The organism is Glycocaulis sp., from assembly GCF_050485565.1.
Lineage (GTDB): Bacteria > Pseudomonadota > Alphaproteobacteria > Caulobacterales > Maricaulaceae > Glycocaulis.
Genome location: NZ_JBJHBQ010000003.1, coordinates 295,026 through 304,258, shown reverse-complemented (window position 1 = coordinate 304,258; position 9,233 = coordinate 295,026). Strand labels below are relative to the sequence as shown.

The following is a 9,233-nucleotide window of genomic DNA, read 5'->3' as shown; positions in this document are numbered from 1 at the left end:
CGTCAAAGACGGCCCCCATGGAATGGACTGACACAGGCCGCATCATCGCTGTGCGCAATTACGGCGAGACCAGCGCCATTGTGGAGCTGCTCACCCCGGAGCATGGACGTCACCCCGGTCTGGTGCGTGGCGGGCGCTCCAAGGCCATGCGGCCAATCCTGCAGCCGGGCAATGCCGTGCGGGCGGTCTGGCGGGCAAGGCTGGACGAGCATCTGGGTAATTACGCGCTGGAAGCGGACTCGCTCGATGCCGGCGCGCTGATGGATGATCCGCTGGCGCTATCGGGCCTTAATGCCGCCTGCGCCATGGCAGTGCTGGCTTTGCCGGAGCGTGAGGCCCACCCGGCCGTCTACGGCGCGTTCGAGGTGCTGGTATCGTCCTTAAACGATATCGATATCTGGCCCGCGCTCTACATAAGCTGGGAGGCGGGCCTGCTGGCCGATCTCGGCTATGGCATGGATCTGAAGAAATGCGCCGCGACCGGCCAGGCCCATGGTCTCAAATATGTCAGCCCCCGCACCGGGCGTGCGGTCAGCGCAGAGGCCGGAGCCGAATATGCCGACCGCCTGCTGGCCCTGCCGGGCTTCATGGCAGGCTCAGGCGAGGTCTCGCCGGGCGATATAGCTGCCGGGCTGAAACTGACCGCCCACTTCATCGAGCGGCGCGTATTGTGGCCGACTGACAAGGTGTTGCCCGAAGCGCGCACGCGCTTGATTGAGCGGCTGGAATCGGCGGGACTGCTTCTATGAATTCGGAATGTGTCCAGTCTCTAAATAATCCAAAAAGCGAAGTATGTGATTCCCAAAATCGCTAATTTCCATCCGCAAACGATAAAAGGCAACTTCTCCCGCTCCAACTCTGTACGGATATATCGGCTCTAGTTCAATGTACAACTTGCTATATATGTCATATACACTTTCACAAAAGTTAACATCATAATAATCCTCGTCAACGGATATTTTTGCCCATGGAAATCTAATCTGTAGTATTTCATAAAAACTGTATCCAGCATAAAAGTGGCTTTTATGGAAAACGACACTTTCAGAGCCATCTTTGTTTGTCAAAATAAGTTTAAGATCTCCACGCCCGAGTGACTTGTGAACCCATTCCTCTGTCTCTAGGAATAAATCTGATCCAGACGCCAATTTTTCAAGGGTGGGTTTTAGCAATTGAACTTGTCTTAGCCGCTGTTGTTGCAAAGTTCCGTCGCCTAAGCGACCAAGTTTGTACTTTGATTGTGAATTCAATATATTTGATTTGGGGATATTTAGTTTCCAGGTTTTATTCGTACGAGTTAAATTTTCTTCTGAAACTACTTGCCAGTATATATTATCGTACTTCGGAATATATAGAATTAAGATAACAGGCAAAGAGTGGTCATTCCAATAATCTAGATGTCGCAATTTTCCTCTGAATATAAAATGATCGTCTTTTTCTTCGGCATAGCTGTCACCAGATTTGATTTGTGCGGCGATTAATTTTCCGGTGGGGTTCCCATCTACAATTTCGAGCTGTGCGTCGATCCCAAAATCAGCGACCAGCTGCTCCCGGAATATCCAGCCGAGCTCTTGTGTGACTGTCGTTTCCACACGCGACACCCCGATTCTCTCAGTTGGGTTGTAAGACATTGCAATCTTTCATGTTGGACACCGTGAGCAAGCTGCGCCGATCATTCGCAGCTAGAGCCCCCTATAGCTTATAAAAGTCCCAAGGCGAATCGCGAGGCGAGGCATGGGACACGAACCGGTTGGTGAGGCAGGGCGCATTTTCCCTGAGCGCTTCGAGGATGCGCTGTCCTCGCGCTATCTGGCCTATGCGCTTTCCACCATTACCCAGCGCGCTCTGCCCGATGCCCGTGACGGACTGAAGCCCGTTCACCGGCGGCTCCTGCACGCCATGCGCCTTCTAAAGCTGGATCCCGACGCGGCGTTCAAGAAGTCTGCGCGCGTGGTTGGCGATGTGATCGGTAAATACCACCCGCATGGCGACCAGTCCGTCTATGACGCGCTGGTGCGTCTGGCGCAGGACTTTGCCGCCCGTTATCCGCTGATCGAGGGGCAGGGCAATTTCGGCAATGTGGACGGCGATAGCGCGGCGGCCATGCGCTATACCGAGGCGCGCCTGACCGAAGCGGCCCGCCTGCTGCTGGCAGACATGGACGAGGACACGGTTGATTTCCGCAAGACCTATGACGGGTCTGAGGAAGAGCCGGTCGTGCTGCCGGGTGCGTTCCCGAACCTTCTGGCCAATGGCGCAACGGGCATTGCGGTCGGCATGGCGACCAGCATCCCGCCCCACAATGCCGCTGAAATCTGCGATGCAGCGCGCCATCTGATCGCCAAACCGGATGCAGACGTGCGCGCGCTGGCGAAATTCGTCAAAGGGCCGGACTTCCCCACCGGCGGCATCTGCGTGGAGCCTGCCGCCTCCATCCTTGAAGCCTATGAGACGGGCCGGGGCGGTTTCCGCCTGCGCGCCAAGTGGGAGGTAGAGGATCAGGGGCGCGGCACCTGGCGCATCGTCGTCACGGAGATTCCCTATCTGGTCCAGAAGGCGCGGCTGGTCGAACGCATTGCCAGCCTGATGGAAGCGAAAAAGCTGCCGCTGCTCGCCGATGTGATGGATGAAAGCGCGGAGGATGTGCGCCTGGTGCTGGAGCCGCGCGCGCGCACGGTTGATCCGGCCGTGCTGATGGAATCCATGTTCCGGGCGACCGATCTGGAAGTACGTTTTCCTTTGAATCTCAACGTGCTGGACCCCAAGGGTGCGCCGCGCGTGATGAGCCTGAAAGAGGTCTTGCAGATATGGCTCGACCATCGCCGCGAGGTGGTGGTGCGCCGGGCCACGCGCCGTCTGGCGCAGGTTGAAGACCGGCTGGAAGTGCTGGCGGGCTATATCATCTGCTTCCTCAACCTCGACCGGGTGATCGCCATTATCCGCGAGAGTGATGAGCCCAAGCCCGATCTGATGGCCGAATTCCAGCTTTCCGAGCGGCAGGCCGAGGCGATCCTCAATATGCGCCTGCGCTCCCTTCGCAAGCTGGAGGAGATCGAGCTGCGCGCGGAATCTGACCGGCTGGGCGAGGAGCGTTCCGGGTTGAAAGCCCTCCTTGCCAGTGACGAGCAGCAATGGGCGAAGGTGGATGGTGAAATCGCTGCCGTGCGCGAGAGCTTCGGCCCGCGCACCGCGATTGGCCGCCGCCGCACCCATTTTGCCGATGCGCCGGCCGATGATCTGGCCGACCGCGTAGAAGAAGCGCTGGTGGTGCGAGAGCCGGTGACGGTCGTGCTCTCTGAAAAGGGCTGGATACGCGCGCTCAAAGGCCATGTGGACGACCTCTCAGGCCTGAAGCACAAGGATGGCGACGAGACGGCCTTTGCCGTGCGCTGCGAGACGACCGACAAGCTTCTCCTGTTTGCCACCGATGGCCGGGTGTTTACGCTGGATGCGTCAAAACTGCCGGGCGGGCGCGGCTTTGGCGAGCCGGTGCGCCTGCAGATCGATATCGATGAAAGCTCGGCTCCGCTGGCGCTGGTGAAGCATGACCCGGCGCGCAAGCTGCTGATTGCGTCCAGCTCCGGCCATGGCTTCCTCGTGCCGGAGGCGGAACTGCCCGCCATCAAGCGCGCAGGCCGCCAGCTGGTGAATCTCGTCGAGGGTGCCGAAGTGATCGTGGTCACCGAGGCCAAAGGCGATTCTGCCGCCGTTATCGGCGAGAACCGCAAGCTGCTCGTCTTCGCTCTTGATGAGATCCCGGAGATGACGCGCGGCAAGGGCGTGCGTCTGCTGGGCGGCAAGGGCGGGGAGGTGAGCGATGTCACGGTGTTTGCCGCCGAAGAGGGCCTGACCTGGAGTGACGGGGCAGGGCGCAAGCACCCGGTGGAAGACTGGAAGCTCTTCCTTGGCAAGCGCGCGCAGGCCGGACGCCTCGCACCGAAGGGCTTTTCCCGCGCTGGCCGTTTTGCGCCGAGAGGGCAGGTTTAGGGTGCTTTTCCCTCGTCCTTCGAGACGTTCGCTTCGCTCACCCTCAGGATGAGGGAAAAGCAAAACCAATGCCCTCATCCTGAGGAGCCACGCAGTGGCGTCTCGAAGGACGAGGGCAGGCCACCGGCGCCCAACGGGCTTGGCGCGCCGGACGGTTGGGTTTAATTGTCAAAGCTACAAGCCCCGCCACCTCCTCACGGGAAGGATAATTCCATGGAATTTGTCATCATCCTCGTCATCCTTGCCGTTATCGGCCTGGCCATCATCCTCATCTACAACCGCCTTGTGGCCCTGCGTCAGACGACCAATCAGGCCTGGGGCGATATCGATGTGCAGATGAAGCAGCGCTACGATCTCGTGCCGAACCTGGTCGAGACCGTGAAGGGATACGCCACCCACGAAAAGGAAACGCTGGAGAACGTCATCAAGGCGCGCCAGCAGGCCATCGATGCGACCGGCATGAAGGATCTGGCCGCTGCCGAGAACATGCTGACGGGCGCGCTGCGCCAGCTTTTCGCGCTGTCGGAAGCCTATCCTGACCTGAAGGCCAACCAGAACTTCCTGTCGCTGCAGCGTGAGCTGGCCGATCTGGAAAACAAGATCGCTGCTGCCCGCCGCTTCTTCAACAATGCGGTATCCGAATACAATACCGCGATCGAGCAATTCCCGGCTGTGGTGCTGGCCGGTCCGTTCGGCTTCAAGGGCCGCGAGTTCTTCGAAATTGCGGCATCCGAGCGCGCCGCGCCGTCGGTGAAGTTCTAGGGATACCGGCACGCGGAGGCCTGTCATGCTCGCAGCGACCGGCCTTCGCAGCCATATCTGGAACAATAATCTCAAATCGGTCCTGCTGCTGGCGGGTTTTCCGTTCCTGATCCTGGGTCTGGTCTATGCCGGGACCGTGCTGGTCATCGGCTATTCGGCCTATGAGCCCGATTTCGGCGCTGCCTTCGCTGAGGGCGCCTACGCCATGCCCATGGTGACGCCGTTCGTGCTGATCGGCGTGATAATCTGGTTTGGCATTGCCTGGCTCTTTCATCAGAAAATCATCGATGCGAGCACCGGTGCGAAGAAGGTTTCGCGCAATGATGAGCCGGAGCTCTACAATCTGCTGGAAAATCTGTGCATTTCGCGCGGGCTGACCATGCCTGCCTTGCGGATCATCGAAACACCCGCGCTCAACGCCTACGCATCGGGCCTCACCGAGAAGCAGGCTACGGTGACCGTCACGCGCGGCCTGATGGAAAAGCTCAATCGTGAGGAACTGGAAGCGGTACTCGCCCACGAGCTGACCCATATCATCAACCGCGATGTGCGCCTGCTGGTCATCTCCATCATCTTTGTCGGCATCATCTCCTTCACCGTGGAGATCATGGTGCGCGGCATGCTGCACGGCGCGATAGGGCGCGCTGGCGGCGGACGGCGCGGATCAGGCGGTAATGCGGGCGTGTTCATCCTTGTCGCGCTGGCCATGGCGGCGCTGGCCTGGGTGCTGGCGATAGCGATCCGCTTCACCCTCTCACGCAAGCGCGAATACATGGCCGATGCCGGCGCGGTGGAGCTGACCAAGAACCCGGACGCGATGATCTCCGCCCTGATGAAGGTGTCAGGTAACCCGGATGTTGAAGGTGCGCCGGCCGAGGTGCGCCAGATGTTCCTGCATGACCGCTCAAGCGGGTTTGCGGGGCTGTTCGCCACCCATCCGCCGATGGACAAGCGGATCGCCGCGCTGGAGCGCTATGCGGGCGGCAACCGGCCTCCACCGCGTGCCGGGGCCGTGCCTGCGGTTTAGGGTTTTACCCCCAGCAGCGGCGCGTAGGCGCGCGCATAGACGTGCCAGACCGCGCTGAACAGGGCGGCAATCATCGGGCCTATGATGATGCCCATGGCGCCGAACAGGGTCAGGCCGCCGAGCGTGGAGATCAGCACCATGAGATCGCTCATCTTTGCGTCCCGGCCGACGAGGCGCGGGCGCAGGAAATTGTCGATATTCATAATCACGACAAAGCCGAACACGCCGAGTGCTATGCCGGCGGCCATTTCGCCCTGATAGATCAGCCAGGCGGCGGCCGGTACCCAGACCAGCGGCGTGCCAATGCCCGGAATAACCGATAGCAGCCCCGCCAGCGCGCCCCAGAAGGGTGCGCCGGGAACGCCTGCTATGGCGAGCGCCAGCCCGGTGACACTGCCTTGTACAAGCCCGATGACAAGCGTGCCCTTGATGGTCGCGCGGATGGTCGAAACGGCGCGCCCTGCCAGCAATAGCCGGTCGCGCGGGCGCAGGGGCAGGAGTTTGAGCGTCGTTGCCGTCATGGCGCGCCCGTGCACCAGAAAATAATAGAGCGCGTAGAGAAAGACGATCAGGTTCAGGAATACCATCAGGGTGGATCCTGCCGCCGATGTCATCGCATTGATGAAGATGCGCCCTGCGGTGGAGGCGAAGCTGCCGATCTGGCTGGCGATCTCGCCCTGATAGCGGATCACTTCCTCGCGCCAGGGCACCCATTCGGGCACGCCGCCACCGGCCTCGCGCCAGGCGGCTACCTGTTCCTGTACGAAGGGGGTGAGGGCTTCGCCCACCTGCATCGCTTCACGCACGACAATCACGACCAGAATGCCAAGCGGTACCATGCCTATCAGAACAACAGACACCATCAGCAGGCTTGCTGATAAACGCGTCCGGCCTCGCAGCTTGCCGGTCATGGCGTTCTGGACCGGGGTCAGCATCAGGGCCAGCACGGCCGCCAGGAACACCGCGCCCAGATAGTCCTTCACCATCCAGACCAGCAGCACGGTCAGCGCCAGCGCGATGACGACGATCACGCCGCGTTGGAGGGCCGCGCGTTCGGCGGGTGTGGGCGTGTGCGGATCGTTGGCGGGTGTCTGACTAGCCATAGAGCATTCTGGGCAGGGCGGTCGCGAGCCAGGGCAGGGCTGCCACCAGCGCGATCGCGAAAAGCTGGATGATAACGAAGGGTATGGCCCCGCGATAGATGGCGCTGGTCGGCAGGGAAGGCGGGGCAACGCCGCGCAGGTAAAACAGCGCAAAGCCGAAGGGCGGCGTGAGGAAGCTGGTCTGCAGGTTCAGCGCCATCAACACACCCAGCCAGATCGGGTCCACTCCCATCAGGAACAGGATGGGCGCAACGATTGGCACGACCACGAAGGTGATCTCGATAAAGTCGAGGAAGAAGCCCAGCACGAACATGATGAGCATCACCACCAGCACCGCGCCAAACACCCCGCCCGGCACGGCCTCCAGCATGGCGCGCACGCTGCCATCACCGCCCAGCTCCCGGAACACCAGCGCAAACAGGGAAGCACCGATCAGGATCACGAACACCATGGAGGAGATGCGCGCGGTCTGCGTCATCACCTCGTCCAGGACCCCGGTGCGGAACAGGCGGATGATCGCGCCAGCGGTACCGATTGCCGCCAGCGCGCCGAGCGCCAGCGCAAAGAGGCGCGTCGAGCCATCGGCTCCGGCACGCAGATTTAACAGGACGGCAGCGGCAATCAGCGCCAGCAGGCTGATCGCGCCGATAGCTACCAGCCAGCGGCCTCCGCGCGGATTGGTGCTGGCACCGGCATTGCGGAAGCCCGCCAGCAGCGTCGCGCCGAGTGCGCCGACACCGGCGGCCTCGGTTGGTGTGGCAAGGCCGGAGAGGATGGAGCCAAGGACGGCGATGATAAGGCCGAGCGGCGGCACCAGTGCGCGCAGGGCCTTGAATATGTCCGCGTTCAGCTCCTCCTTGGGGATGGCAGGAGAGGCGGCAGGGCGGATTATCGCGATGACGATCTGGTAGATGATATACGCGCTTACCAGCAGCAGGCCGGGTACCAGCGCGCCCGCAAACAGATCGCCCACGGTCAGGATGTCTGGCGCGAAAATGCCCTGTTCACGCTGCGCGCGGGCATAGGCGGAGCCGAGCTGGTCGCCCAGCAGGATCAGCACGATGGAAGGTGGAATGATCTGGCCCAGCGTGCCGGACGCGGCGATGGAGCCGCTGGCCAGCGCCGGATCATAGCCCCGGCGCAGCATGGTCGGCAGGGAGAGCAGGCCCATGGTCACGACCGTCGCGCCGACAATCCCGGTAGATGCCGCCAGCAATGCGCCGACGATTACCACCGAGATGCCAAGCCCGCCGCGCAGTGAGCCGAAGAGCGCGCCCATGGCTTCGAGCAATTCCTCGGCAACGCGCGACTTTTCCAGCATGACGCCCATGAACACAAAAAGCGGCACAGCCACCAGGATGGATTTGTCCATCTCCATGATGTTGCCGTAGATGCGCTGTGGAAATGCGCGCAAATGGAGCGGATCAAACGCGCCCAGCGTCAGCCCGATCAGCGCAAAAAGGATGGCGACACCGGCGAGTGTGAAAGCCACCGGGAAGCCGCGCAGCAACGCCGCGACGGCTGTAATGAACATCAGGAAGGGCAGGGCGACGAACAGGATATCCATCACAGCGCCACCTTCGGCGTGTCTTCGCGCAACCCCTCTTCCGGGGTGTCCTTGCCGCCGAGCGTCAGCGCCGCCCTGGCCGCCATAGAGACCCCTTGCGCTATCATCATCACGGCGAAGACGGGAATGGCGGTTTTCAGTGCGAAGACCAGAGGCAGGCCGTCGCTCTCGCGCGAGCGCTCCAGTATCCGCCACGCGCCGCCCACATAGGAGCGCGAGGTGTCCAGGATCAGCCAGCACATCGGGATCAGCGCCAGATAGACGCCCGCGATATCGGTCCACGCCCTCGCCCTGGCAGACAGGCGCGAGTAGAAAATGTCGACGCGGACATGTCCGCCCGCCAGCAGCGTCACCGCGCTCGACAGCAGGAATAAAAGCGCATGCAGATAGATAATGCTTTCCTGCAACTTTGTGATGGAAACACCGAAAACATAACGCTGAATGACAACAAGGCTGGTAACAAGAACCAGTGCCAGCGCAAACCAGCGGGCGGCGTCACCAATCGCCCGGTTCACGGCGTCAATAACGCGGCTGGTATAGACCAGTGCCGCTGTCATCAGGGCGGGCGGAGCGGCGATTACAATCCACAGAGCCGCGAGAAGCGGGAGCGCGACAACGGGCGTCAGGCCCCATCCCACCCAGCCCAGAGCGATACCCAGATCGCGCCCGCGCGCGGAGAGATCGGATGCGATCCAGCCCTGCACTGCGCCGCCACTGAGCTGGTCGGCAGCGATCAGCGCCAGTGTCAGCGCAATGAGAGCCAGAAGCAGCCAGTCCCCCGCCCGCATGG

8 protein-coding genes are annotated in these 9,233 nt (G+C 61.5%); 4 read left to right on the top strand and 4 right to left on the bottom strand.

What is annotated here, in order from left to right; translation table 11 throughout:
• Positions 1 to 749: DNA repair protein RecO (gene recO, locus ACQ5ID_RS05280; RefSeq protein WP_429911416.1), on the top strand; the 749-nt coding region annotated here is incomplete at its 5' end.
• On the opposite strand, the gene ACQ5ID_RS05275 is transcribed toward recO, so the two are convergent.
• The gene (locus ACQ5ID_RS05275; protein ID WP_429911415.1) at positions 744 to 1,628 is read right to left on the bottom strand and encodes a DUF4365 domain-containing protein; all 885 of its coding nucleotides are present in this window, start codon (positions 1,626 to 1,628) and stop codon (positions 744 to 746) included. The two genes, recO and ACQ5ID_RS05275, sit on opposite strands and share 6 nt — an antisense overlap.
• Before the next feature lie 103 nt (positions 1,629 to 1,731).
• Here ACQ5ID_RS05275 and parC point away from each other — a divergent pair, with 103 nt between their 5' ends.
• The 3 genes from parC to ACQ5ID_RS05260 all read left to right on the top strand — a co-directional run bounded on the left by parC (position 1,732) and on the right by ACQ5ID_RS05260 (position 5,773).
• Positions 1,732 to 3,984: a DNA topoisomerase IV subunit A gene (gene parC, locus ACQ5ID_RS05270; protein ID WP_429911414.1), complete on the top strand. Its 2,253-nt coding sequence runs from the start codon at positions 1,732 to 1,734 to the stop codon at positions 3,982 to 3,984.
• A gap of 213 nt (positions 3,985 to 4,197) precedes the next feature.
• Positions 4,198 to 4,746, top strand: a complete 549-nt coding sequence (locus ACQ5ID_RS05265; RefSeq protein WP_429911413.1) for a LemA family protein — start codon at positions 4,198 to 4,200, stop codon at positions 4,744 to 4,746.
• A gap of 25 nt (positions 4,747 to 4,771) precedes the next feature.
• Positions 4,772 to 5,773: a M48 family metallopeptidase gene (locus ACQ5ID_RS05260; protein ID WP_429911412.1), complete on the top strand. Its 1,002-nt coding sequence runs from the start codon at positions 4,772 to 4,774 to the stop codon at positions 5,771 to 5,773.
• Here the strand turns inward: ACQ5ID_RS05260 and ACQ5ID_RS05255 are convergent.
• The 3 genes from ACQ5ID_RS05255 to ACQ5ID_RS05245 are packed head-to-tail and all read right to left on the bottom strand — an operon-like array spanning position 5,770 to position 9,231.
• Positions 5,770 to 6,876 (bottom strand): AI-2E family transporter, encoded by a 1,107-nt coding sequence (locus ACQ5ID_RS05255; protein WP_429911411.1) that lies wholly within the window; start codon positions 6,874 to 6,876, stop codon positions 5,770 to 5,772. The genes ACQ5ID_RS05260 and ACQ5ID_RS05255 overlap by 4 nt on opposite strands.
• Positions 6,869 to 8,443: a TRAP transporter large permease gene (locus ACQ5ID_RS05250; protein ID WP_429911410.1), complete on the bottom strand. Its 1,575-nt coding sequence runs from the start codon at positions 8,441 to 8,443 to the stop codon at positions 6,869 to 6,871. The genes ACQ5ID_RS05255 and ACQ5ID_RS05250 overlap by 8 nt, the downstream gene beginning before the upstream one ends.
• A complete protein-coding gene (locus tag ACQ5ID_RS05245) occupies positions 8,443 to 9,231 on the bottom strand; it encodes a TRAP transporter small permease subunit (RefSeq protein ID WP_429911409.1) in 789 nt (262 codons plus the stop codon). Before ACQ5ID_RS05245 ends, ACQ5ID_RS05250 begins: the two co-directional genes overlap by 1 nt.
• Positions 9,232 to 9,233 lie beyond the last annotated feature (2 nt).

Coding starts and splice junctions, on each gene's coding strand:
- ACQ5ID_RS05275 (WP_429911415.1), bottom strand. CDS start 1,628: ATGTCTTACAACCCAACTGAGAGAATCGGGGTGTCGCGTGTGGAAACG.
- parC (WP_429911414.1), top strand. CDS start 1,732: ATGGGACACGAACCGGTTGGTGAGGCAGGGCGCATTTTCCCTGAGCGC.
- ACQ5ID_RS05265 (WP_429911413.1), top strand. CDS start 4,198: ATGGAATTTGTCATCATCCTCGTCATCCTTGCCGTTATCGGCCTGGCC.
- ACQ5ID_RS05260 (WP_429911412.1), top strand. CDS start 4,772: ATGCTCGCAGCGACCGGCCTTCGCAGCCATATCTGGAACAATAATCTC.
- ACQ5ID_RS05255 (WP_429911411.1), bottom strand. CDS start 6,876: ATGGCTAGTCAGACACCCGCCAACGATCCGCACACGCCCACACCCGCC.
- ACQ5ID_RS05250 (WP_429911410.1), bottom strand. CDS start 8,443: ATGGATATCCTGTTCGTCGCCCTGCCCTTCCTGATGTTCATTACAGCC.
- ACQ5ID_RS05245 (WP_429911409.1), bottom strand. CDS start 9,231: ATGCGGGCGGGGGACTGGCTGCTTCTGGCTCTCATTGCGCTGACACTG.